This is a genomic window from Acidiphilium sp. PA, assembly GCF_026191915.1.
Lineage (GTDB): Bacteria > Pseudomonadota > Alphaproteobacteria > Acetobacterales > Acetobacteraceae > Acidiphilium.
The window spans coordinates 1-22792 of record NZ_JAIMBY010000023.1; the positions used below are offsets into that span (position 1 = coordinate 1).

The 22792-nt window shown below is 61.5% G+C and carries 22 protein-coding genes and 1 tRNA gene; 6 read left to right on the plus strand and 17 right to left on the minus strand.

Annotation, left to right across the window (positions count from 1 at the left end; all coding sequences use genetic code 11):
* Positions 1-360: 360 nt before the first annotated feature.
* From AruPA_RS18110 to AruPA_RS18125, 4 genes are all read right to left on the minus strand, one after another.
* Entirely contained in the window at positions 361-1200 is an 840-nt protein-coding gene (locus AruPA_RS18110) for a glycosyltransferase (protein ID WP_265638164.1), read from the minus strand.
* The gene (locus tag AruPA_RS18115) at positions 1197-1994 is read right to left on the minus strand and encodes a hypothetical protein (protein ID WP_265638165.1); all 798 of its coding nucleotides are present in this window, start codon (positions 1992-1994) and stop codon (positions 1197-1199) included. The genes AruPA_RS18110 and AruPA_RS18115 overlap by 4 nt, the downstream gene beginning before the upstream one ends.
* Before the next feature lie 272 nt (positions 1995-2266).
* Positions 2267-4441 carry a glycosyltransferase gene (locus AruPA_RS18120; RefSeq protein ID WP_265638166.1) on the minus strand — a complete coding sequence of 725 codons (2175 nt, stop codon included), beginning with the start codon at positions 4439-4441 and terminating at the stop codon, positions 2267-2269.
* Positions 4442-4452: 11 nt separating this feature from the next.
* Entirely contained in the window at positions 4453-5451 is a 999-nt protein-coding gene (locus AruPA_RS18125; RefSeq protein ID WP_265638167.1) for a glycosyltransferase family 4 protein, read from the minus strand.
* A gap of 120 nt (positions 5452-5571) precedes the next feature.
* Here AruPA_RS18125 and metZ point away from each other — a divergent pair, with 120 nt between their 5' ends.
* Positions 5572-6756 (plus strand): O-succinylhomoserine sulfhydrylase, encoded by a 1185-nt coding sequence (metZ, locus tag AruPA_RS18130; protein WP_265638168.1) that lies wholly within the window; start codon positions 5572-5574, stop codon positions 6754-6756.
* Between the two features lie 191 nt (positions 6757-6947).
* On the opposite strand, the gene AruPA_RS18135 is transcribed toward metZ, so the two are convergent.
* From AruPA_RS18135 to AruPA_RS18150, 4 genes are all read right to left on the minus strand, one after another.
* Positions 6948-7499 (minus strand): acetate uptake transporter, encoded by a 552-nt coding sequence (locus tag AruPA_RS18135; protein ID WP_265638169.1) that lies wholly within the window; start codon positions 7497-7499, stop codon positions 6948-6950.
* A gap of 139 nt (positions 7500-7638) precedes the next feature.
* Positions 7639-8268 (minus strand): ankyrin repeat domain-containing protein, encoded by a 630-nt coding sequence (locus AruPA_RS18140; RefSeq protein WP_265638170.1) that lies wholly within the window; start codon positions 8266-8268, stop codon positions 7639-7641.
* 42 nt (positions 8269-8310) lie between these two features.
* Positions 8311-8766 (minus strand): TspO/MBR family protein, encoded by a 456-nt coding sequence (locus AruPA_RS18145; RefSeq protein WP_265638171.1) that lies wholly within the window; start codon positions 8764-8766, stop codon positions 8311-8313.
* 121 nt (positions 8767-8887) lie between these two features.
* Entirely contained in the window at positions 8888-9280 is a 393-nt protein-coding gene (locus AruPA_RS18150) for a winged helix-turn-helix domain-containing protein (RefSeq protein WP_265638172.1), read from the minus strand.
* Positions 9281-9366: 86 nt separating this feature from the next.
* Here AruPA_RS18150 and AruPA_RS18155 point away from each other — a divergent pair, with 86 nt between their 5' ends.
* From AruPA_RS18155 to glgX, 3 genes are all read left to right on the plus strand, one after another.
* The gene (locus tag AruPA_RS18155) at positions 9367-10296 is read left to right on the plus strand and encodes an extracellular solute-binding protein (protein WP_265638174.1); all 930 of its coding nucleotides are present in this window, start codon (positions 9367-9369) and stop codon (positions 10294-10296) included.
* Between the two features lie 30 nt (positions 10297-10326).
* Positions 10327-11067 (plus strand): ABC transporter permease subunit, encoded by a 741-nt coding sequence (locus tag AruPA_RS18160; protein ID WP_265638175.1) that lies wholly within the window; start codon positions 10327-10329, stop codon positions 11065-11067.
* Positions 11068-11256: 189 nt separating this feature from the next.
* Positions 11257-13371 carry a glycogen debranching protein GlgX gene (glgX, locus tag AruPA_RS18165; protein ID WP_265638176.1) on the plus strand — a complete coding sequence of 705 codons (2115 nt, stop codon included), beginning with the start codon at positions 11257-11259 and terminating at the stop codon, positions 13369-13371.
* Between the two features lie 60 nt (positions 13372-13431).
* Here glgX and AruPA_RS18170 read toward each other — a convergent pair whose 3' ends face one another.
* The 3 genes from AruPA_RS18170 to AruPA_RS18180 all read right to left on the minus strand — a co-directional run bounded on the left by AruPA_RS18170 (position 13432) and on the right by AruPA_RS18180 (position 16239).
* Positions 13432-14376 (minus strand): hypothetical protein, encoded by a 945-nt coding sequence (locus tag AruPA_RS18170; protein ID WP_265638177.1) that lies wholly within the window; start codon positions 14374-14376, stop codon positions 13432-13434.
* 71 nt (positions 14377-14447) lie between these two features.
* A complete protein-coding gene (locus AruPA_RS18175) occupies positions 14448-14630 on the minus strand; it encodes a CsbD family protein (protein WP_029314330.1) in 183 nt (60 codons plus the stop codon).
* A gap of 139 nt (positions 14631-14769) precedes the next feature.
* Complete coding sequence (locus AruPA_RS18180; protein WP_265638178.1) at positions 14770-16239, minus strand: PAS domain S-box protein; 1470 nt, start codon at positions 16237-16239, stop codon at positions 14770-14772.
* A 137-nt stretch (positions 16240-16376) separates the two neighbouring features.
* Between AruPA_RS18180 and AruPA_RS18185 the strand changes: the two genes are divergently transcribed.
* Positions 16377-16451, plus strand: a tRNA-Gly gene (locus tag AruPA_RS18185).
* A gap of 555 nt (positions 16452-17006) precedes the next feature.
* Positions 17007-17936, plus strand: a complete 930-nt coding sequence (locus AruPA_RS18190; RefSeq protein ID WP_265638179.1) for a LysR family transcriptional regulator — start codon at positions 17007-17009, stop codon at positions 17934-17936.
* Here AruPA_RS18190 and AruPA_RS18195 read toward each other — a convergent pair.
* Genes AruPA_RS18195 through trbK-alt form a run of 6 tightly spaced genes read right to left on the minus strand, consistent with a single transcriptional unit; the run spans position 17900 to position 22791 of the window.
* Positions 17900-18157, minus strand: coding sequence for a DUF2274 domain-containing protein (locus AruPA_RS18195; protein ID WP_265638180.1), 258 nt, complete (start codon positions 18155-18157; stop codon positions 17900-17902). The genes AruPA_RS18190 and AruPA_RS18195 overlap by 37 nt on opposite strands.
* Positions 18154-19347 (minus strand): TrbI/VirB10 family protein, encoded by a 1194-nt coding sequence (locus tag AruPA_RS18200; RefSeq protein WP_265638181.1) that lies wholly within the window; start codon positions 19345-19347, stop codon positions 18154-18156. Before AruPA_RS18200 ends, AruPA_RS18195 begins: the two co-directional genes overlap by 4 nt.
* Positions 19344-20417: a P-type conjugative transfer protein TrbG gene (gene trbG / locus AruPA_RS18205; protein WP_265638182.1), complete on the minus strand. Its 1074-nt coding sequence runs from the start codon at positions 20415-20417 to the stop codon at positions 19344-19346. Before trbG ends, AruPA_RS18200 begins: the two co-directional genes overlap by 4 nt.
* Positions 20414-21103 carry a conjugal transfer protein TrbF gene (trbF, locus tag AruPA_RS18210; RefSeq protein WP_265638183.1) on the minus strand — a complete coding sequence of 230 codons (690 nt, stop codon included), beginning with the start codon at positions 21101-21103 and terminating at the stop codon, positions 20414-20416. The genes trbG and trbF overlap by 4 nt, the downstream gene beginning before the upstream one ends.
* Positions 21104-21106: 3 nt before the next feature.
* Positions 21107-22465, minus strand: coding sequence for a P-type conjugative transfer protein TrbL (gene trbL / locus AruPA_RS18215; protein WP_265638184.1), 1359 nt, complete (start codon positions 22463-22465; stop codon positions 21107-21109).
* Positions 22462-22791 carry a putative entry exclusion protein TrbK-alt gene (gene trbK-alt, locus AruPA_RS18220; protein ID WP_265638185.1) on the minus strand — a complete coding sequence of 110 codons (330 nt, stop codon included), beginning with the start codon at positions 22789-22791 and terminating at the stop codon, positions 22462-22464. Before trbK-alt ends, trbL begins: the two co-directional genes overlap by 4 nt.
* Between the last annotated feature and the right edge of the window lies 1 nt (position 22792).

Here is a 22792-nt window from a genome sequence, read left to right on the forward strand (position 1 = left end):
ATTGACACCTGCCGCAAGCGCCGCACGGATCCATGGGCCTATGCCTACGCCCTCATCACCGCCGCTCGCTCTAACAATCTGCTGCCCACCATCCCTGCCCAGCTAGCGATCTGACCCGGGGGTGTGAACGGTTACCACGCAATTCCCTTCAAGACCTGCGGCGAGCGGTTGGTTCCACGGAGGTCCAACACCGATCTCGAGGAACGTACCGCACACCACGTGAATGGTAGCAAAAATCTTCTCAAGGACACCATCTTCGCCGAACTGTGACAAATATTTCCGCTCAAATGCTGATAGGTCGGTTGGGAAGACAAACATATTAACGCCCATTACTTGTCTGTGATTTTGTCACCAGCGCGTTCAAACGACGATCTGCGGCAGCAGCGCCGGCGTCGATGTCGGATGAGCGGGCCGGCCATAATTGTTGGGAAGGTCATCCACATACTGCCTGATCCAGGCGTGGAAATTGGTTGCGGTCGCCCGCACTTGGCCTGGTGTCAGATCGGCCAGATATGGCCACGCCAGCGTCTCCCAGAGATGATTGGCATAACCTAGCGGCTCAATCGGCTGGTTCGACTCGTAGATCCATTTGAGATGGTCCGGCGTCCAAAGTGGCCAGAAGAAGGCGTTGTAAGGCAGCACCAAGACCTCATGAGGGTATTCCAAAGCAAGTTTTGCAGGCATCTGTACCGGGTGCTCGCCCCAAAATTCATCGCGCCCCCGGCTGCGGAAAGACTTGTAACTGTCCAACCAACGCACAAGGAATGGCGACTTGGCATGTCCGAGAATTACAGCGTCGGCCATGCCATAGATATGGTCTTTACCTTCGATGCCCAGCACGGCCGGGTGGTCCAAGAGATTTTCGAAACTTCTATGGACAAAGACATCAGCGTCGAGATAAATACCGCCATGTTCGATCAACACCTGTAGTCTGACTACACCGGCCTGATGAGCGACGTGGAGAAGATCGTTACCGAAGATCTTCTTAGGCGCCTTCATGAGCTTCAGGCTGATGAGCGGCCTTGTAAGATCCCACCACGGTCCTTCCGGCTCAAATTCGCAATGAAACATCACGACATCCGGCCGGAGACGGTCGATTGCGCTCATCAGGCAGGCGTAATGGACCAGACTCCAAGGTTTGCCTCCAAAATCGGCCGCCATGCCGAATACGTAATGGACGATACGAGCGGATTTTGTCATGACGTTGCACCTATTTCGCGCGACATAATCGAAGTACCCAAGACGGCCGGGGCGCCGAAAGAAGTGGAAGCCGTGATCTCTCGGAACACACGCGGAGAAAGCAGCTTGGTCAATTCGATATCGGACTGTGCCGGATTGTTTGGTCCATCAAAAATGCCCGGGATTACGTCGGATGAGAAACCAGAAAATGTCCCATGGTCGTTACGTATATACGTCAGTTCTACGACATCCGGAACCAAAACATTATGTACCATCGTTCGATCACGGTAACTGTTCGGATGAAGGTGAACCGGCGTATGATGCCGAGCCAATGCCGCAAAAAGACCTTTGGCCTTTTTGAAGAAGTCACCATCGTTCAGTTTGTGTAAATCGTGAACTTCGCACACGATAATGTCAAAAATAGCCAGATCGTCCGCAGCCGTGGTGGTGATCGCATCAAATTCGTCCCCTTCGATGTCAAATTTGAGAATCCAGCGCTGCGACGCGTGACGGCGATATAACGACATGATGTCTTCGAAACAAAGGAACCGCCCCTCTGTCAAAGCGCCCCAGCCGACGCTATAAAACCTGAAGTTTTCGTGCCTAGCGGGAGGCTGCTCGATCGTATGGTCGAATCGCAGCACTGTCATGCCGTATTTGGCTAACTCGAGATCGAAGCTCACGTTATTGCCAATGCCGATCAGTTGGATAATGTCCCTCTCGCAGACGTCTCCCACGGGCGGGCGGGGGGCGTCACACCTCTTGACATTTTGAGCTTGCCAGACCAACTCGTCCACTTCGATATGCTCTTCCATAGCGGTTCCTAAATTATATACTTTAGTTGCTAACCAGCATCATAGTCCTTCGGAGTAAACATTCGATTAACACCTGACGTAGCACGATTTTATTTATCGAAAAGTTGCAACTGTTCACCGCCATCGATCTGATCGACGGTTCCGGCGTACTGAACATCGTGCTTGACACGGTCACGGTGGATGGGACCTGCCATCCTTGGCACCCGTGAAGTCCGTCTCACCTTTTCCAAGGATTGTCTGGTTGACCCGGATTTGGTGCAAGAAGCATTACATCAATTATACAACGCGGCCCTGTCAGCGCGGCCATCGGATAGATCCGTTAATGTGAGTCCAAAAATCTGCCCAACTCGATCCCGATGTAGCGCTTTGGAGCGATTTTGTGCAATATAGTTGAGACAATGGCGACCCATGGCGATACGAAGCACATTATCACTGCTCAACGCCCTGATATGTTTACAATAGCTTTGAGCGACCATCAACGTATCGGCATCATAAGGCGTCAAAAAACCGGTAATCCCATCTAGAACGATATCCGGCAATCCGTCACAAGCCGGCGCGATCACCGGCAAACCATTGGCCATGGCCTCCAGCACGACATTGGGAAGCCCATCATACATTGTAGTATAGATAAACCCGTCGTAACCGGATGTATCGATCGCGCCAAAATGATCGTATGGGCCCAGATAGTTCAGATTTTGACAGTTCCGGAAAATTTCGGGGTCTATTGCATCGGCAGCACCATAGGCTGATCCGTAGATATCTATAATAATTTCAGGTTGCTCGCGCGCCAGTATTTCTGATATGATGACAAGCAGAACCGGAAATTTCTGTACTACGAGGCGTGACGCCCATAGAAATCGACCTGTGCTTGCGCCGTGGATTGCAATTGGGTCGGTGGGTACTCGTTTGACTTCACAATATGCCGGCAAACAAACCCATTTTTCAAATTGTGTGCCGATTCTTTGACGATCGAGCGTGATCAGTTGAGGATGGTCGCAGACAACCATGTCAATATATTGAATATTGTCTGATATGAAATCAAATTTGTTGGAACAAGTGATAATTCTGTCGTCAACAATAACACGTTCATCACAAAATCTATAGTAAATTACGTACTTATCGGTGAGGGCAGCAGCGAGGCCGCGCCGGAAGAAATTGAAAATAAAAGAACTTGTTTTGATGTGAACCCTAGCATCGACACCTATACTCTGTAAAATTTTATGTAGAATTAACAAATTTCGTTCTTCATTATTTATTTTTGTTAATTCATCCAGATAAATCAAGGTGACTTCAGATGGCAGTTTTGTTGTCCATTCACTATATATTTTTTCATCGTGACATATAACAAGAATTTGACTATTAATTTGAATATCTGCAATCGCGTTCATAACCTGTATTATATATTGTTCGCTACCACCAGGTTTGATGTTTGATAGTAAAAAAATGTCAGTAAAGGATCTTGACCTTAAACGCCCGCACAGGTCGAGATAAAGCAGACCGGTCGCGACGGCCTCAGAGTGGGGGAAATCAAATTGATTTGGCCGGTAAGCAGCGAGAGAAATTGCTGGTTCGATCTGGTTGGCCTGCAAAACCATACGGCGATACGCCGCCGAACCAAAGAATGCTGAGGCATCGCGCCCTATCTGATCTCGGTCGAAGAAATTGGAAAGCTTTGCTTCGTCGAAACTATCGAGCAATGTCTTATAAGACTCGCACACGGATTGATAGGTTTCGGGTTCGAAGAGAGGACTGCGCGGGATGAGATTGAGCGACCGCTGCCGTGCGAGCGAAGATAAGCTGTCGGCACGTTTGCGATAAAAGATCACCGTCTCCGGTGCGACAAGGAGATTATAACCTTGCGCAATAGCGATTGTATTGAAATGCCAGTCTTCATATGCGTAAGGCGGGTTCGCTGACATATCGTGAAATTTCAATTCCGAGAATATCGAGCGTTCGGCGAAGATTCTAGAGCCGTAGGGATGATATTCCAATAGTACCAACGGTGTTATTTTTTTTAAATCATAATATTTTCTAGCGAAGGTCGCTACACCAAAATATACGTAATACTCTGGAAAGACAATCGCCCTCGGGCCAGCGGATCGTGCTTTAAAATACATGTTAGTGATCATATTATCGGAGACAAGATCATCCGCGTCGCATGTTGCGATATAACGACCTCTTGCCACTGCGATGCCGTCATTGCGCGCGGGGCCTAGCGAGCCTCGATCCACTTCGATCACTTTTATTTCGATGTAATCATCCGATTGGTACTCACGCATCGCTCGCACCAGCGCGGGTCCGGATCGGTCGAGGACCATAATCAACTCGACAGTCAAACCAATCGTTTTCGAGGATTGTGCAGCAGCCGCCAAGGAGTGCAGCGTTCGATGGATCAAGAACTGTTCATCGTGTATGTTCAGAATCAGAGATACGTCAACCTCGCTCATAGCGGTATGCCTCATATGGCCGACGTTATGAGATCTGGCATGACTAGCCCGGACGCCTCATAGGCAGAAGGGGCTGATACATCAGCGATGATTTCAGATAATTTTCGAATCTGGGCGTCTAGGCTATGGTGATTGATAACAAACGTCCGCCAGCGTCCAGGTGCCGCGTTGAGAACCATGTCGACAGCCTCATCGATCGAACGGAAGATCGTCGTGGCGGGCCACGTCGTTTCGGCGCCGGGGTGGTCGAGCAATGCGATATCGCATCCCGAGCATGCCGCTTCGGCGATAGCATAGCCGAAACTCTCGTGGAAGCTGGTGTGCAATAGCATTCCATTGGCTGCATGCCAGCCGGGCATGTCACTTTGTGCGATGTTGCCATCCCACGCTATCGCGCCGGATAGGCCGAGGCGCTCAGCCGAATACCAGAACATCTCTCCCGCGAAGGCATCTCCCGCCATTCCGCAGAAACGCATCTGATAGCGCTGGTCTATAGCCCGCAGTTTAAAAAGGATCTGCAATGCGAGCGTTGGATTCTTTCGCAATGTCATGAGCCCACACCACCCAATCCTGAACCGGTTCCAGTTGACGGCGCCGCTAAATCGGTCGACATCCACACCGTTTGAGACGACGTGCACACGGCTGACGAAATTAAGTTCAGGCGCCGCAGAGAGAACACGCTTGCGCATGTCCGGGCTTACCACAATCACGTCATCCACCTTGGCCCAGGCGGTGTTCGCGACATAAGGCGTTTCGACCGCTTCAATACGGTGGACTCGCACAATCACCCGGCGCCCGCCAAAATCGGTGGCCTCGATCATGGCCGGGAACGGCGGCCAACAGAATTCGAACCAGATGGCGTCGCGCGATGGGTCATCAGTCCACTCCAGGGCGGCGGCCAGGACGGCCGGGCTGGTGACCATGAACTTCTGGACCTCCCAGCCCGAGGCCGCAGGCAGGCGCGCCAGGATGTCGGCCGTGAAGTGGTCCAACGTGGGCAGGGTCATCATGGCAAGGCGGGGTGGACGTTGCATGGGAACGGGATAGCAACAAGAAGTGAATTTCCGATTAACATGCGCGCATTAGCCAACAATTTTTGCGGCAGATAAGAACTGGGATATAGGCGTTGCATGACCAAACGATCTTATCGCCCCGCCACCACCCTCGTTCACGCCGGCCAGGTCCGGTCCAATTTCGCGGAGAACGCCGAGGCGTTGTTCCTTACCTCGGGCTTTGTTTATGACGATGCCGAGCAGGCCGAGGCGACGTTCAAAGGCGAGGTTTCGCATTACCAATATTCGCGTTTCGGCAACCCGACGGTTTCGATGCTCGAGGCGCGGCTTGCGGCGATCGAGGGGGCGGAGGCGTGCCGGGCGACGGCGACCGGAATGGCCGCGGTTCACGCGGCGATGCTGAGCCATTTGAAGGCGGGCGATCGGGTCGTGGCTTCGCGCGCGCTGTTCGGCTCGTGCCACTGGATCGTCTCCACGCTGCTGCCGCGGTATGGGATTGAGACCGTGTTCGTCGATGGTGGAGACCTGACCGGCTGGGCGGACGCGCTGGCGCGGAAGACCGCGCTGGTGTTGCTCGAAACACCATCCAACCCGATGCTCGATATCATCGATCTGCGCGCCGTGTGCGAACTTGCGCATGCGGCCGGCGCGATCGTGGTGGTCGACAATGTGTTCGCGACGCCGTTGCTGCAACGTCCGCTTGAGTTTGGTGCCGATGTTGTCGTGTATTCGGCCACGAAACATATGGATGGTCAGGGCCGCGTGCTCGGCGGCGCCGTGCTGGGGCGCAAGGATTGGATCGAGACCACGCTGCAGCCGTTCACGCGCAACACCGGACCCGCCATGTCGCCGTTCAATGCGTGGGTGATCCTGAAGGGTCTGGAGACCATGGCGCTGCGGGTGGCGCAGTCATGCCGCTCGGCGGCCACGATTGCCGATTATCTGGCGGGGCAGCCGGCGATCGAGCGGGTGTTGTATCCGTTCCGGGCCGATCATCCGCAGGCGGCGCTGGCGCGGGCGCAGATGAGCGAGGGCGGCACGCTGGTGACGTTTGCCCTGAAGGGGGGACAACCGGCGGCGTTCAGGTTCATGAACGCATTGGGATTGGTGGTGATTTCCAACAATCTCGGTGATTCGAAGTCGATGATGACACATCCGGCGACGACGACGCACTCGAAGATCGCACCGGCGGATCGGGCGGTGCTGGGTATTACCGAGGGCATTATCCGGTTTTCGGTCGGGCTCGAGGATGTTGCCGATCTGATCGATGATCTGGACGGGGCGCTGCGGGCGGTCGGGTAAAGCCAACCTGGGCGTTTCTGCGCGAAAGGCGGCGGACAAATCTAAACGGTCAGCGAAGCGTCCGCGTCACGGCAAATCGGGGGCTGCCGCGCGCCGGGTTTTTAGAGCGGCATACGATCAGGGTGACGGGGTACGGCACCGTGATCGCATGCAGGTAGCGGAGCGCGCGGGTTAAGGCGGGGGCGGTACGCCTAGCTTCGGGCGCCGATCGGCAGGATGGTTCTGCCGTGGGTTCCATTCGCGATTTCGGCAGCACCGAGGTAAAACGCGAGGATTGCGGTCAGAAGGCCGCCGTAGCCGCCAAACACCGACAGTTGCGGGCTGCCGAGCAGCGGGCCGAGGGCAAGCAGCAGGAAGGTGATGGTCAGGACCGCGAAAATCATTTGCAGCATGCGGTTGAGTGCCAGCGTACCGATGAACATGGCGAGGGTGAAAAAGCCCCACAGCAACAGATACCAGCCGACCATCAGGCCGGGTACGCCCTTGGCGAAAAACTCGACGAACAATGCGAAGCTCCACCAGAACGCACCGTAGGCGCAGAACGCCACGAAGCCGAAGGTGTTACCGGTCGACATCTCCATCATGCCCGCGACGAACTGCGCGGTGCCACCGAAGGCGAAGGCCATGGCGAGGACCATGCCCATGCCCGTGGCCGGCATCAGGCCGGCGTTGATCATGGAGAGCAGCCAGGTGGTCAGCGCGAAGCCGAACAACCCTAGTGGCGCGGGATTGGCTAGTTTCATAAGTACTCCCTGATTTATTGTTTCTTCGACGTTTCAACGATGGGCGTGATCGTACCGCACGATGCGACCTTACGTCAATTTAACGAAAGCCTCATCGGGACGCAACCAGGCTAAACATCAGTGGGCAAAGAATCGGCCGCTATGAATGGTTGCCGAACCCCAGGAAGCCGGCGGCGGGGTTGGGAATGCCGGGCTGCGCCGGCAGTGCGGCATCAGGCTGCACGCGCGTCTGCTGGGTATGATACATCATGACCCGCCTGCTGGGTGTGGGGCGGGGCGTGTGGGCGGCGGGCACCGGGGTGGCGACAGCCGCACCCTGCGGCGGCTGACCGCCGGCGCCCTCCTCGGCCCGGACCGACAACAGCATGAAGGTGATGTTGTTGCGGTTGAGTTCGACGGCCATTTCGATCGGCGTTTCATCGAGCGCGTTGCGCGCGTTCAGATTGGCGCCGCGGCTGACGGCGGCGCGGGCCTGGGTGTAGTCGCCGTGGTTGATCGCGGAAAACAGCAGTTTGGTCGGGTCTTCATCGGTCGTGGTCACCGGGCCGGCCGAGATATTGCCGGCACCGGATGCCCCTGGGAGCGCGGGCGGCGCGATCTGCTGTGGCTCCTGGGGCGAATGGAGGCCGGCCGAGCCCATGGGACCGGCCATCCCCAGCGGGCTGCCGGCGCCTGCACCGGTCATCTGGGCGTGGGCCACCGGAAGGGCCGCGAGGCTGGCGGCCAGCACCAGGGTGGCGGCAATCCGGACGGGGGTTCTACGGGTCATGACACACTCATTTCTGCGAGATCTGACGCCATGCTTAGCGGATTATCGGTTCAGCCACCAGAACCCGAGGGTGAGATAGGTCGCAAAGCAGGTCCAGGCGAAATACGGGAGCATCAGCGCCGCGGCGATCCGGTCGATGCGGCGGAAGGCGATCATTGTCAGTGCAACCAGGATATCGAGGATCAGAATGATGGCCGATGCGATGCCAGGGCGGTGGAGAGCGAAGAATACCGGCGCCCAGATCGCGTTGACCCCGAGCTGCCAGCCCCACAAGTTGAGTGCGCGTCCGTGGTCGCCCAATATGTCGCCGCATCGCCAGATCCGCCACGCGGCGATGGCCATGCTGACATAGAGAATGGTCCAGACCGGGGCGAACACGCCGTTTGGCGGTGTGAGGGGCGGATGAGGCAGAACGGCGTACCAGGTTTTCACATTGGGTGCCGTTGCGACGCCGGCGACGACCGCGACAAGCAGGGTCAGGCCGAGAAATCCGGCCAATGCCCAGATCTGGGCACCTTGCGTTCGGTTCTGTTCGGGGCGTTCGGGATGGCGGAAGACACAGACTCCTTTGGACCTGATTTAGGCCTGACCGGTCAAAGTGAAAAGATCCAAACCGCCCCTATTCGGAGAAATCCGTGGCGTGCGGGGCAGGACCGGCGACGGCGGCGGTGAGGGTGGCGATGGCGGTTTCACCCGCCTGATGGGCGGTGCGGACCAGGGTGCGATAGGCATCGAGCACGGTTTCGCCCAACGGCGTGAGATGCGCGCCACCGCCGGCGACGCCGCCTTTGGCCGCGACGATGACCGGGGCGTGAAAGCTCGCGTTGAGGGTTTCCGACAATTGCCAGGCGCGTTTGTAGCTCATGCCCATCCGCCGACCGGCCGCGGCGATCGAGCCGGTTTCGCGGATGCCTTCCAACAGGTCGGCGCGGCCGGGGCCGATGATCAGGCCATCGCCGAGCACGACCCGGAGGCGCAGGCCGAGCGTTTCCGGGTGACGCAGTTTCACCATACGAGCGTTCAATCATGAAATTGCCGGATTGACGATATGTTCGAACGGACATATCGGTGACGGAGCAAATTGAGCAGGAGGCGGTAATGGCGATCTCACGGCGTGAACTGGGCTTGGGCGTGGGCGCGGCGGTCGCGCTGCCGGCATTGATGCCGGGCCGGGCGCAGGCTGCGAGCGGCACGGTAACGGTGGCTTATGCGGGATCGATGGGCGTGCTGATGAACAAGGGCCTGGGGCCGGCCTTCACGGCGCAGAGTGGTGAGATTTTTCATGGCATCGGACAGGGCGCCTTCGCGTTGGCACACCTGATCGCGGCGAAGACGATGCTGGCGGATGTGTTCGTCTCGATCACGCCGGGGCCGGTTGCGGTGTTGCAGAAAGCCGGGCTGGTCGGGCACGCGGTGCCGGTGGCGAGCACGGCGATGGTGATTGCGTACTCGCCGAAATCGCGCCTGGCGCCCGAACTCAAGGCGGCGGCCGAAGGCTCCAAGCCCTGGTACAAGGTGCTGGAGACCAAGGGATTGCGGTTCGGGCGGACCGATCCGCGCACCGATCCGCAGGGGCGCAACATTCTGTTCACCTTCGAGCTGGCCGAAAAATTCTATCGTCAACCGGGGTTGAGCCAGCGCATCCTGGGCGCGCCGCTCAACCCGGCGCAGATTTTCACCGAACCTTCCCTGCTGGCACGGCTCGATTCGGGGCAGCTCGATGCGACATCGGGCTATGAGAGTGCGGTGAAATCGCTCAAACTGCCGTTCATTCCGCTGCCCGATCAGATCAATCTGAGCGATCCTTCGATGATCAAGCGTTGGTATGCGACGGCGGCGATCACGCTGGATGTGAAGGGCAAGACCCAGGTGTTGCACACCCAGCCCTTGGTCTTCTATGCGTGCGTTCCGCATGATGCGCCAAACCCCAAGGCGGGGCATGCGTTCGTCGCGATGATGCAAAGCAAGGCGGGTCAGGATCTGTTTGCCTCCTATGGTTACAACCCGCCGCAAGGCGGCACGATCTGAGCGGGGCATTGATCTGACCCCGACCGACGCTTGATCAGGGCGGCGGCCGGCGGGTTTGCGGTTGTTCTGTTGGCGGCGCCGTTTGTCGGGCTGACGATATTGACCGACTGGGCGCATTTCGTGCTGAGCGCCACCGATGGCGCCGCAATCGTCACATCGGTTCTGTATGGTCTGACGGCGCTGGTGGTGATTGCGTTGCTTGGCACGCCGCTGGCGCTGTGGCTCGCACAGGCGAAGGGCAGGCTGCACAATGCGGCGCAGTTGTTTTTGCTGCTGCCGCTGCTGACGCCGCCGTTGGCGCTCGGTATTCTGCTGGCCGCGTTTTACGGCCCGATCGGCCCGGTCGGGGTGTTGCTCGGGCGGTTCGGCGTCTTGATCGGCAATAATCCGGCCGCGTTTCTGCTGGCGGGGATCTATGCGGGGTTGCCGACCTATGTGGTGGCTGCGCGTGCCGCGTTTGCCGACATTCCGCCGGACCTGGCGGAATCGGCGCTGACGCTGGGGGTCACGCGGCGGCAGATTTTCCGGCACATCGTTTTGCCGATGGCGCGCGACGGGCTGGGCGCCGCGCTGGCCCTGGCCTGGGTGCGCGGGGTGGGCGAATTGGGGATCGTGCTGATCTTCGCCTATTTTCCTCAAGGAATGCCGGTCCGCCTCTGGGTCAATCTGGAGGACGGCGGGCTGGATGCGACGTTTCCGCTGTTATGGATATTCCTGCTGGCAGCTCTGCCCCTGCCGTTATGGCTGTTGCGGCGGAGCGGCCGGCGGTAGGCGAGGCGGGGCGGGCCGCGTTTACATCGCGCGGATGCTTGCGCGAAAAACAACGGTATCCTGGACCGGGTCGCCGCGCGGCGCCTGCGGATTCGGCCCGATGACCCTTTTTCTGTGCCGACGCGGTCCCCATTTCAAGCCGGGCCGTCGATTGGCCGGGCGGCAACCACATCAGGAAAGCGACACAGTATGGCGAGTATTCAGCGCGGCCGGATCAAGGCGGGCGTGCCGCATCCAAGGGGTGCGACGTGGGATGGCAACGGCGTCAATTTCTCGTTGTTCTCGGCGCATGCCGAAAAAGTCGAGGTTTGTATTTTCGACAGTTCCGGCAAGCAGGAAGTCGAGCGGTTCGAGTTGCCGGAATACACTGACCAGATCTTTCACGGCTATGTGCCCGATCTGGGGCCGGGCACTTATTACGGCTACCGGGTGCATGGACCGTATCAGCCGGAAGCGGGACATCGGTTCAACGCCAATAAATTGCTGCTTGACCCTTATGCCCGCGCCCATGCCGGCGAGCTCGTGTGGAACCCGGCGTGTTTCGGCTACAAGATGGAGTCCGGCGATGATCTGACGTTCGACGATCGGGATTCCGCACCGTTCATGCCGAAATGCGTCGTGGTCGATCCCGGATTCGATTGGCGGGGTCATCCGGGGCGCAACCCGATCGGGTGGAACCGCACGGTGCTGTACGAGGCGCATGTACGCGGCTTCACGATGCGGCACCCGGACGTGCCGGAGCCGTTGCGGGGCAGTTATGCCGGCATGGGTGATCGGCATGTGGTCGATTACATCAAGTCGCTGGGCGTCACCTCGGTCGAGTTGTTGCCGATCCATACATTCATCAACGACAGTCACCTGCTCGATAACGGCCTGACCAATTACTGGGGCTACAACAGCATCGGGTTTTTTGCGCCGGACCCGCGTTATGCCCATGACGTTGCCAACAGCCTGCGCGAGTTCAAGGAGATGGTGTACCGGTTCCATGAAGCCGGGCTCGAGGTCATTCTGGACGTGGTTTACAACCATACCGCGGAGGGCAATGAAAAAGGTGCCACGCTGAGTTTCAAAGGCATCGACAATGCGAGCTACTATCGGTTGTTGCCGGACAATCCGCGATATTACATCAATGATACCGGCACCGGGAACACCGTGAATTTGTCGCATCCGCGCGTTCTGCAGATGGTGACCGACAGTCTGCGCTACTGGGTCGAGGAAATGCATGTCGATGGTTTCCGGTTTGATCTTGGAACGATTCTGGCGCGTGAGCCGAACGGGTTCGACAATCAGAGCGGATTTTTGAAGGCATGCAGCCAGGACCCGGTGCTGGGATCGGTCAAGCTGATTGCCGAGCCGTGGGATTGCGGGCCGGGTGGCTATCAGGTGGGCGGATTTCCGCCGGGCTGGTCGGAGTGGAACGACAAGTTTCGCGACACGGTCAGGGATTTCTGGCGCGGCGAGGCACCCGCGGCGGAGCTCGCACCGCGCCTTACCGCATCGGCCGCTGAGTTCAATCATCAGGGACGCAGGCCCTGGGCCTCGATCAATTTCGTCACCGCGCACGACGGGTTCACGCTCAACGACATGGTGACCTACAACGACAAGCATAATGAAGCGAACAACGAGGACAACAAGGACGGCAGCAGCGACAATCGCTCCTGGAACTGCGGCGTCGAGGGGCCGACCGACGACCCGGACATCACGACTTTGCGGGCCCGCCAGATGCGGAACGTGCTTGCGACTTTGCTCCTGTCGCAGGGCGTGCCGATGCTGCTGGCCGGCGATGAATTCGGCCGGACCCAACAGGGCAACAACAACGCCTATTGCCAGGACAATGAAATCAGCTGGGTCGATTGGGATATCGATGAGTCAGGCCAGGCGCTGATCCGCTTCGTGCGCACGTTGACGAAACTTCGCCTTGAGCATCCCGCCCTTCGGAACACGCGATTTCTGACCGGGCGCGAGCTGGACGGCGTTCGCGACGTGGCGTGGATCAATGCCAACGGCACGATGATCGACGACGCGCAATGGGGCGATGGCACCATGCGATGCTTCGGGATGATGATCGACGGACCGGCGGCGACCGCGGATTCAGCGTTCCGCCAGGATGATTCCACCTTCCTGCTGGTCTTCAACGCCTACTATGATGCCGTCGAGTTCACACTGCCGGCCTGCAAGGATGGTGAGGTGTGGCAAAGGGTCATCGATACCAACGATCCGGAACCGGACGAGACCGTGGTTCTGCCGATCGGCGAGGTATTCACGGTGACCGGGCGGAGCGTGGTGGTGTTCAGCCGGGGATGAGGGAACGGCCCGGGACGCGGTGCGCCCGGGCCATACCGGTGGCGCTATGCCGATGCGCGGCTAGCTGCGCATCAGCACATCGCGCGTGCCTCGGCGCGAACCGAGGATCGAGGCGAATAACCCGAGCAACATGGTGCCGAACACCGCGAACGATCCGATCATCGCGCCATGGGCGGCCGCCCTGGCGGCTTGCGCGGTATCGCGTTTCAGCCTGGCAAGGTCAGCGGCGGTCTGCTGTTCGACCTGGGCGATTTTCTGCTTTGCCTGATCACGATTGACGCCGAGTTCGGCCGATACCAGGTCGTCGAGCCGGGCGCGATCGGGTTGGGACAGCTTGCCGTCGACGATGCGCTTGCGGATAAGCTTGGTGATCTCGGTACGCCGTTGGGCGGATGACATGTCGCCCGGTTTGTCCTGGCTCTCGAGCGTGCCCTGCATTTGATTGATCAAGGATTGTGCTCCGGATGAAATTGTGTTGCCCGACGTGTGCGCCGCCATTTGATTTCCAACGGTGGATGCCACTGATCCGACACCGTGAGCGAGCCCGCCGAGCAGGTTTGAAGCGCCGTTGACCGCGGTGGTTGCGACACCGGCGATCAGATTGCCGAGCAACACCGCCGAAACGAGCAGGGTGGCCGCCCAGACCGCGAGGCCGTGGAGCGTGCCATCGGTGCCGTCCGCCGTGCCGGACAGGCGCGCCGCTGCATAGCCGCCGATCGCCAGCGCGATCAGATTGCTGACCAGCAGCCAAGCGGCGGCGCCGATGCCGAAGCTCGATGCGTCAGGTGCGTGGCGCGCGCCGGTGTCGGCCAGCATGGCGCCGACCGCAGCACCCAGCGTGTTGAGCATGAGGCCGATCGCAAGTGCGATCACCGCGCCGGCGAAAATCGCGCCCCACGAAATGCGGGCGCTGAGCGACGGTGCGCCTGCGATCAGGCCACGCGCATTCACGACTGCGGGCGCGCTGACGGCGGCGGAGGGGTCCGCCGAGGGATAGGTTTGCATGATTGAATTTTCCAGATTTCGTCCCTGCCCGGCGTGATGGCCGGGCAGGGCGCCGATTGGCGGGTGCAGGCTTACTTCTTGAAGGTATCGCGGATGGCGTCCTTGGCGCCGCCGACGGTGCTCTGCGCCTTACCGGCGGCCTTTTCGGCGGCACCCTCGGCCTGGGTCTTGGTATCGCCGGTCACTTTACCGACGGCTTCCTTGACGGAACCCTTGACCTGCTTGGCGATACCCTCAATGCGATCTTTGTCCATATCAATCTCCTGTTGCGGCGCTGCCCGGGAGTGGGCAGCGGAATTGAACAGGGCTGATATTGGCAAGTTCGCTGAAAAATGCATGTAATTTCGTAAACGGCACTAGTCGTCCGGCATCATGCTGAATAGTGCAGCGGGACTAGACAGCGCCCGTGATGCCGCGTTCACGCGCCCAGATCACCAGGCTTGCGCGGTTTGAAACACCGGTCTTTCGATAAAGCGAGGCGACGTGGTTGCGCACAGTATTGCGTGAGACGCCCAGTTTTTCGCCGATCGCGGCATCGTTCAACCCATCGCAGATCAGGCCGAGCACATCGCGCGCGCGGGGGGGCAGGCCGGTGAGGCCACCGCTGGCAACCGGCGCCGTTTTGCGCCGCTGACGAACGAGTTGCTCGACCACGGCCTTGGAGAAATCCGCCTCCTTCATCGCCGCCTCGATTGCCTGCGCCACTTCCACGCCGGTGCGGTTGCGCTCGGTGACGTTCTGCGCGGCAACCAGGATGCAGGACTGATCGCGGATGTCGACCGCCGCGGCCGAGACCACGCAATCGATCACGGCACCGGTTTTGGTCCGCAGGCGCATATCCACATTGAGCACGGTGTGCTCGCGGCGCAGCCGGCGGTGCAGTTCCGCCGCTGCATCGGCGCTGTCCCACAACGGCAGTTCGGCCGCATCCCGGCCGATCGCGTCTTCGGTGTCGAACCGGGTTTCACGGGTGAACGCCTCGTTGATCAGCAGGAATCGCCAGGAGTCACGGAGCACGATGGCGAGCGGGACCGGCGCGAGGCGGAAGGCGGTTTCGAACCGCTCCTCGCTCTGGCGCAGCGCATCCTCGGCCTGGCGCCGGCCATCCAGATCGGCGAAGGTGAACAGCATGCAGCTGACATCGCCCATCTCGATCGGCTGGCCGGCCAGCACGACGCATTTTTCACCGCCGCCGGGTAGCTGGAGCATGCCTTCCATTTGCGGAATGGTGCGCCCCTCCTTGAGCCGTTCGATCGCGAGTTCGCGCCGGGCGGCACCTTCCAGCACATCGACCTCGTACACCGAGCGGCCGATCACGTCCTCCTCGGCATAACCGGTCATTTCGAGAAAACCGCGATTGACCTTGATATGGCGCAAATCATCGAGCCGGAGAATGATCGCCGGTGCGGGGTTGGCGTTGAACGTGCGCTCGAACCGTTCCTCGGCGTTATAGCGCTCCGTCTCATCGTCGAGGATCAGCACGAGCAGGTCGGGTACACCTTCGTCATCCACCAGCACGAGGCTGCGGATGCGGTGAACCCAGGTGGTCTCGTTATTGCCGGCCGGTGCGACCTCGACCACCACCTCGTCGAACGCCTCGCCACTCAACACCCGCTCCATAGGATATTGCCCTTCGGCCAGGCGGTGATTGTTGCGGTAGCGGAGCTCAAAGCGCCGGCGATAATCCGACACGGTCTCCCCCAGGGCCTCGACCGAATCGACCCCGTGCATCGCCAGCGCGCGCTCGTTCGCCCAGGTGATCCGCTGGTCGACGCCGACCAGAATCACCCCGTTGCTGACGCCTGCAACGATCTGACGCAAATGACGGAATTCGGCGTGTTTTCTAGGAACGGTTTCGGACATGGCCGCAATTTAAGGCAAGTTTCGCATCAATGACAGCCGTGCATGCCCCGCGCGCTCGGCATTCAACGCTGTATTCGTGCTGCGGCATAATCGACCGCTTGCCAAGTTCCGCAGAGCTGAGTATCAGAGCGCCAGACGCGGGCGTAGCTCAGGGGTAGAGCACAACCTTGCCAAGGTTGGGGTCGAGGGTTCGAATCCCTTCGCCCGCTCCAGATTTTCATAGGAAAATCAGCAAGTTAGAGCGGTCCTTCGGGGCCGCTTTTTGCTTACCCGCCTTCTGCACGGGTGGCGGGTAAGCGGCGGGTAAGCATGCGGAGGCCGATTTCCGGCGGAAAAGCCGTGCCGAGCGGACGTTCCGCCTTTTGGCGGGCCAAAAGCGTGGGGCCCGGGCGGCGCTGGGGCCGCGCCTGTGCCGGGACACATAAGACCCGCCGAGACATTCCCCTGTATGAACTGTGCTTACCCGGCCGCCCGTTGATGCACGGGTAAGCAGCCCGGGTAAGCAGCCGGGGTAAGCAATTTTACGATGATGGCTGTGGCGCCTGCCGTCGTGTGCGCGGGCCGTCGCCCGGGAGCCCCCGGGTTCGCCGCCGCGACCGGATTGACGCCCATTCAGGCTGTCTTGCGCTGCTCGATCGCGATGCTGATCGGCCGCCGCCCGGTCAGACTAGCGAGATCGGAGAGGCGCTTCATATATCACCGATAAGGAAACGGTTTGGCAGGGGGAGGCACGGTTTTCATGGAGGCGGCCCGCCCGGGGCCGTGACGTGATCGATGTGGACGTAGAGCTTCGTGATTTCCGTTTGGCGGTCACCGCGTCACAGCACCGCAGCCTCAGGCAGGCGGCGGAGGCTCTGAACATCCGCCAATCGACCCTGAGCCGGCGCCTGCGCGACATCGAGCGCCGGCTCGGAGTGGTGCTGTTCGAGCGGACCAATGGCGGCACTCGTCTCACCACCATGGGGCTGGAATTCATCGTGAGCGCGGAGCGACTGCTCGATGAAGTCGACACGGAGCTCCGGCGGCTCAAGAGCCGAAGCGGCGGCGAGCTGGGTCTGCTGACGATCGGCGTCCACGCCTCCCCCTCCGCCGGGAATATGCACGCAACGCTCGTCGACTATCGGCGACGCTATCCGGATGTCGAAATCCGCACGGTCGATGGAAGCCATGACCGGCTGCTCCGGGCGTTGGCGGGCAACGCCGTCGACATCGCGATCATGACGGGCCAGGCGGCGGGTTGGAATGATCGCATGCTTCCGCTCTGGGGCGAGCGGGTCATCTCCGCTTTCCACGAGAGTCATCCGCTTTCTCGTCAAACCAAGATCCGCTGGATCGATCTCGCGGATGAGAGAATTCTTCTTCCCCAGCAGGGGCCAGGTCCGGAGCTGGAGCGGCTGCTCGTGGCGAAGCTACGCAATGCCGTTGGCTCCGAGCACGTGGTCCACCAGGACTCGTCGCTCGACAGGCTGCTGAGCCTGGTCAGCGCGGGGTACGGCCCACTCCTGATGTTCGAGGGCGCGACTGGCGCGCGCTACGAAGGCGTCGTCTATCGTGAAGTGTGGGAGGATGACGGACCGACCCGCGTCAATTTCATGGCCTACTGGCGGGAGGCGAACAGCAACCCGACTCTGCAATCCTTTCTGGGGATGCTGCGCGAACATCACCCGGACCTTTCGCCAGCCCCCGGACCAGCCTGAGCGATTTGATCGCGGCGCGCCTTCGTGAAGGCGCGGTCGGTCGCCATGAAACGCTCAACCATCGGTGGAATGAGTTTGGCGGGCTCGGGCGCCGTCTGGCCCGTCGCGCGGCTGAGAACCTCGGCATAGGCGACGAGATCGCGATGCACCGCTGCGGGGAGCTCGACGCTGACCCTGACCGGTTTATCGTCGGCGATGCGGCCAAGCTTGAGTTTCGTCATGGCTTTCCTCCCATGTCGTAGGGCGCGAGCACCAAGTCGCGCGTGACGATGACGCGCACCGGGAAGCCGGGCCGGATCGTGAGGGTCGGCTGGATGTTGAGCTCGCGTTGAACGATCTGCTGGCCGGTCTGGTTGATGCTTTGCGACATCCCAAGCTGGAGCGCATCGGCGAGCGAGCCGTAATTGTTGGTGCTCATGCCGGCTTCGGCGCCGACGCTGAGGATAGTCGAGAGAACCGCCGCCTTGGCGAGCTCCCACCAGTGGTAGTCCACCTGATCTTCGAGGCCCGCATAGCCTTTGGCATCGGCGCCCGGCTGGCGTTCAAGCACGATCGACGCGCCATTCGGCATGATCAACCGCGTCCACACGAGAAGCATGCGGCTTTGTCCGAAGGCGACCGAGCTGTCGTACTGGCCGATCAGCTTCGCACCCTGGGGTATCAGCAGATTCTGGCCCGTCGGCGTGTCGTAGACGGCCTCCGTCACTTGGGCGGTGATCTGGCCGGGGAGATCAGAGCGGATGCCGGTGATGAGGGCCGCCGGAATGACTGTTCCGGCCTGCACGACATAGGGCGAAGCTTTCGCCTGGAGACGGTCGCCGCTGACCGTGCGGCGGTCGGTCGAGGCGTTGAGGAACGCGGTCTTGCGGTCCTGCATGTTCTGCGCGGCGCCGGCGTCGACCGGCGGCGTGGGCGTCGGGCCGCCTTGCGCGCCGACCGCCGTCGCCCCTGCGAGACCGACCGGCTGGGGCTGCTGGTTGGTCTGGGCGAAGAGACGGCTGACGCGGGCCGCCTCAGCTTCCTGAGCGAGTCGCTGAGCTTGCGTATCTGGCCCGGCGCCCTGGACTGTCGTGTTGGGCGCCGCGCCGGCATTGAGGATCGGCTTGCCGAGGTCGCCGGGCAGCGGCGGCCCCAGCAGCGGAGCCTGGCGCGGCAGGCCGGTATAATCCTTCGGGAGCCCCGCCAGCCCCTCGGCCGAGGGGCGATTCTGCGTGCTGAGCAGCTCCTGGCCGGTCTGGGTCGTGTTGCGGGTCTGGAGCCCGTAGCCGAGCGCACCGGCGACGGCCAGCGCCGAAGCCCCGCCAAGGGCGATCAGCACCTTGCGCGACAGTCGGGTCACGCGCGGCCGCTCGCCTCGAAGCCGCAGGTCGGGCGGCGGTGCGCCCGGTTGTCTTTCCGGCTCCTCCGTCATGACCGCGGCCTGCCATCGGTGCGGACGATGCGGACGCGCCGCTCACTGTTCTTGTCGCCGAGGCGCAGCTCGGCCGCGGCGAACAGGCGGTCGACGATGTAGTAGTTGCCGCTGACGCGGTAGTTCACCAGTTCCGATCCGCCGGCCGGGCCGATGACGAAGAGCGGCGGCATCTCGCCCTGTCGGATGCCGGACGGGAACTCGATATAGACCTTCTGGCCGTCGTCGAAGGCGCGCAGCGGCCGCCAGGCCGGGTTGTCGCCTTCGATCGCGTAGCGGAAGTTGATTGCGGCGAGATCGACGCCGGTGGCGATCGGCGCGGCCGTCTCGGCAGCCTGGTTCTGCTGGCGCAGCGCGATGAGCTGGTCCTCGGGATACTGCCAGGAGACCGAGGCCATGTAGGTCTTCTCGGTCGAGCGCAGCTCCAGAAGATAGGTCCGCCGGTCGCTGTTGATGACGAGGTTGGTGACGAGATCCGGCCGGGTCGGTTTGACCAGGATGTGGATGCGCTTGGTGGCGCCGGCGCCGCTCTCGGTATCGCCGATGATCCAGCGGACCGTGTCGCCGGCGGCGACCGGACCCGTGCCCACGAGCCGTTCGCCCTCCTGCAGGGCGATGTCGGTGATCTCGCCGGGCGCCGTGTAGGCCTGATAGAGCGCGCCGGCCGAATAGGGGTAGACCTGCACGGCGTTGATGAAGCCATCACGCTCCGGTTGCACACGGGCCGCGGCATTGGCGCGCTCGACCCGCATTTCCGGGTTCGCGGCCTGCGGCGGCTCCTTCGCGCCAGCGAGGAGTTTCAATTGACCTGGCAGGGGCAAAGGCTTCGGCAGCTCGACGATCCTGACCGGCGCCGGGGGATCGACGCTGAGCTTCGCGGGCACGGCGCTGTCGTAGTTGATGTCGGGCGGGATGAACTTGTGGGCACAGCCACCGAGCGCGGTCACGGACAGCAGCAGAGCCGCGAAACAGGATTTACGGAAGGGCGCAAAACCTCCCTTCCGGCTCGGTTGAAAAGCGGAAAGACATGAAGCCGGACCGCCGGCCTCCATGGAAATCGGCGGGGTCATTGTCCCAGCTCCTTCGACCAGTTGATGGCGGTGACGTAGATGCCGAGCGGGTTCTTGCGGAGCACGTCGGTGGAGGTCGGCGGCTGGATCGCGACGGTCAGGATCGCGGTCCATCGCGAGGTGTCGGCGAGCGCTCCGTCCTCGTAACGATGCTCGACCCACTCGACGCGGAAGCTCGATGGCGAGGCGCGGATCACGCTGGAGACGTCGATGGCGATCTGCTGGTGGCCGAGCTTGGCGAAGGGATCATTGGCGCGGGCGTAGTCGTTGAGCGCCTGGGACCCTGAGGTGCTGGTGAAGTCGTAGGCCTGGAGCCAGTTCTGCCGGACGATGATCGGATCGGCCGGGAGCGAACGGACCAATTCGATGAAATGGGCGAGATACCAGGCGATCTCCGGATCGGTTGGGCGGAAGTCCGCCGTGGCGGGCGCGATAGCCTGCGCCTGGCCAAGCTTGTCGACCTGCACCACCCAGGGGACGATGCTGCCGTGGGTCGATTGCCACATGAGCCCCCCGGCCAGTCCCATCGAGAGCGCTAGCGAGCCGAAGGCCATCAGCCGCCAGTTTCTCGCCTGCACACGGGCCGAGCCGATCCGCTCGTCCCAGGCCTGCGCGGCGCGCTGGTAGGGTGTTTCCGGTTCGGGGGTGCGGCCATAGCGGACCGACGCCCGGCGAAAGAGCGCCATCGTCTATTCTCCTCCCGAGAGATCCACGGAATGGCCGCCGCCATGGCTGTCGCCCGACCTGAGCGCCTGCGCGGCCGCCTGGGCGCCGTGCGTCATGGCTTGGTTGCGCCGCAGGCGCTGGGCCCAGGCCGGCGGAGCGGCGGCATCGGGTGCGGCGCCGGCCGGATCGGCCGCTGCTTCCGCGCCGCTTACGGTTCCCATGGTCGATGACCCGCCAGTCTTCGCGAAGCTCGATTGCGCGCCAGCCGAGAAGCTGTCCTTCATCGCGCCGGCCGCGCGGGCGGCCGCGCGACGCACAGGCGACGCCGCGGCAGAGGCGGCGGCGCGACCGACCCCGCCCAGGCCCGCCGCGACACCCGAGGCGCCAGAGCGGCCGGCCGAGGCGAGGCTGTAGGCCGAGGAGGCCCCACCCGCCATCGCCGCGCCGCCGCGGGCAGCGGCGGCCGTGCCGGACGCGGCCGCCATCGCTCCCCTTCCGGCCAGGCCCAGCGCCCCGGCGCCCGCCATCGCCGTGCCGGCGACGGCGAGTCCGGTGCCGACGGCGGCGCCCGCGCCAAGCTGCGGCGCGCCGGAGACGAGGCCCGTCGCGATGCCCGGGCCGAAGATGCCGAGACCGAGCAAGGCCAGCGCCGCAAGCACGACGGAGAGCGCCTGCTCGATGGTCGGCTGGCCGGCCACATAGGTCCGGGTGAATTGCGAGAAGAGCCCGGTGCCGATCCCGACGATGACGGCCAACACCATCACCTTCACGCCGGAGGCGACGATGTTGCCGAGCACCTTCTCGGCGAGGAAGGCGGTCTTGTTGAACAGCGCGAAGGGGATGAGGATGAAGCCGGCGAGCGTCGTCAGCTTGAACTCGATCAGGGTGACGAAGAGCTGCACCGCCAGGATGAAGAAGGCGATCAGCACCAGCAGCCATGAGATCATCAGCACCGCGATCTGCACGAAATTCGCGAAGAAGCTGGTGAAGCCCATCAACTGGCTGGCCGCGTCGAGCAGCGGCTGACCGGCGTCGAGTCCGACCTGGGCGAGATGGCCCGGCTGAAGAAACGTCGCCGTCGAAATGGTCGAGCCGCCAGCCTTCAGACCGAGGCCGGCGAAGCTGTTGAAGACGATGGCCGACAGGTTGTTGAAGTTGGTGATGATGAAGGCGAAGAAGCCGATGTAGAGGGTCTTCTTCACCAGCCGCTGAAGGATGTCCTCGTCCGCGCCCCAGGCCCAGAACAGCCCGGCGAGCGCGATGTCGATGACGATAAGGGTCGAGGAGAGATAGGCGACCTCGCCCTTGATCAGGCCAAAGCCGGAGTCGATGTAGGTCGTGAACGTGTTGAGGAAGGTGTCGATGACGCCGACATTGTTCATCGCGCGTCTTCCTTGGCGGGAGTGGCCGGCGCGGCCGCGCCCAGGGACGTTTGCGGCGGCGACGTCCGCGCCGGCTTGCCGAGGAAGCGACGGCGGTTCTCCTCCCAGACCGCCACGCAACGCGCATCCACGGCATCCTTGGGACCGAGCGCGCTGCATCGGCGCAACTCGGCCGAGAGGTCATCCTGTGCAGGGTTGGAGGTCGTTGCAGGCGTAAGGGCGACGGGTGTCGCGGGACGTCGATCGATCGCGAAGAGGCTTGCGATGACGACCGCGACCAGCACGAGGATCGCGGCGGCGCGGAAGGCGCCTGAACGTCTCGGCATC

Excerpts from the sequence above, each read along its gene's own strand:
- AruPA_RS18110 (WP_265638164.1), bottom strand. The coding sequence starts at position 1,200 with ATGACAAAATCCGCTCGTATCGTCCATTACGTATTCGGCATGGCGGCC.
- AruPA_RS18115 (WP_265638165.1), bottom strand. The coding sequence starts at position 1,994 with ATGGAAGAGCATATCGAAGTGGACGAGTTGGTCTGGCAAGCTCAAAAT.
- AruPA_RS18120 (WP_265638166.1), bottom strand. The coding sequence starts at position 4,441 with ATGAGCGAGGTTGACGTATCTCTGATTCTGAACATACACGATGAACAG.
- AruPA_RS18125 (WP_265638167.1), bottom strand. The coding sequence starts at position 5,451 with ATGATGACCCTGCCCACGTTGGACCACTTCACGGCCGACATCCTGGCG.
- metZ (WP_265638168.1), top strand. The coding sequence starts at position 5,572 with ATGACCAAACGATCTTATCGCCCCGCCACCACCCTCGTTCACGCCGGC.
- AruPA_RS18135 (WP_265638169.1), bottom strand. The coding sequence starts at position 7,499 with ATGAAACTAGCCAATCCCGCGCCACTAGGGTTGTTCGGCTTCGCGCTG.
- AruPA_RS18140 (WP_265638170.1), bottom strand. The coding sequence starts at position 8,268 with ATGACCCGTAGAACCCCCGTCCGGATTGCCGCCACCCTGGTGCTGGCC.
- AruPA_RS18150 (WP_265638172.1), bottom strand. The coding sequence starts at position 9,280 with ATGGTGAAACTGCGTCACCCGGAAACGCTCGGCCTGCGCCTCCGGGTC.
- AruPA_RS18155 (WP_265638174.1), top strand. The coding sequence starts at position 9,367 with ATGGCGATCTCACGGCGTGAACTGGGCTTGGGCGTGGGCGCGGCGGTC.
- glgX (WP_265638176.1), top strand. The coding sequence starts at position 11,257 with ATGGCGAGTATTCAGCGCGGCCGGATCAAGGCGGGCGTGCCGCATCCA.
- AruPA_RS18170 (WP_265638177.1), bottom strand. The coding sequence starts at position 14,376 with ATGCAAACCTATCCCTCGGCGGACCCCTCCGCCGCCGTCAGCGCGCCC.
- AruPA_RS18175 (WP_029314330.1), bottom strand. The coding sequence starts at position 14,630 with ATGGACAAAGATCGCATTGAGGGTATCGCCAAGCAGGTCAAGGGTTCC.
- AruPA_RS18180 (WP_265638178.1), bottom strand. The coding sequence starts at position 16,239 with ATGTCCGAAACCGTTCCTAGAAAACACGCCGAATTCCGTCATTTGCGT.
- AruPA_RS18195 (WP_265638180.1), bottom strand. The coding sequence starts at position 18,157 with ATGACGAAACTCAAGCTTGGCCGCATCGCCGACGATAAACCGGTCAGG.
- AruPA_RS18200 (WP_265638181.1), bottom strand. The coding sequence starts at position 19,347 with ATGACGGAGGAGCCGGAAAGACAACCGGGCGCACCGCCGCCCGACCTG.
- trbG (WP_265638182.1), bottom strand. The coding sequence starts at position 20,417 with ATGACCCCGCCGATTTCCATGGAGGCCGGCGGTCCGGCTTCATGTCTT.
- trbF (WP_265638183.1), bottom strand. The coding sequence starts at position 21,103 with ATGGCGCTCTTTCGCCGGGCGTCGGTCCGCTATGGCCGCACCCCCGAA.
- trbL (WP_265638184.1), bottom strand. The coding sequence starts at position 22,465 with ATGAACAATGTCGGCGTCATCGACACCTTCCTCAACACGTTCACGACC.
- trbK-alt (WP_265638185.1), bottom strand. The coding sequence starts at position 22,791 with ATGCCGAGACGTTCAGGCGCCTTCCGCGCCGCCGCGATCCTCGTGCTG.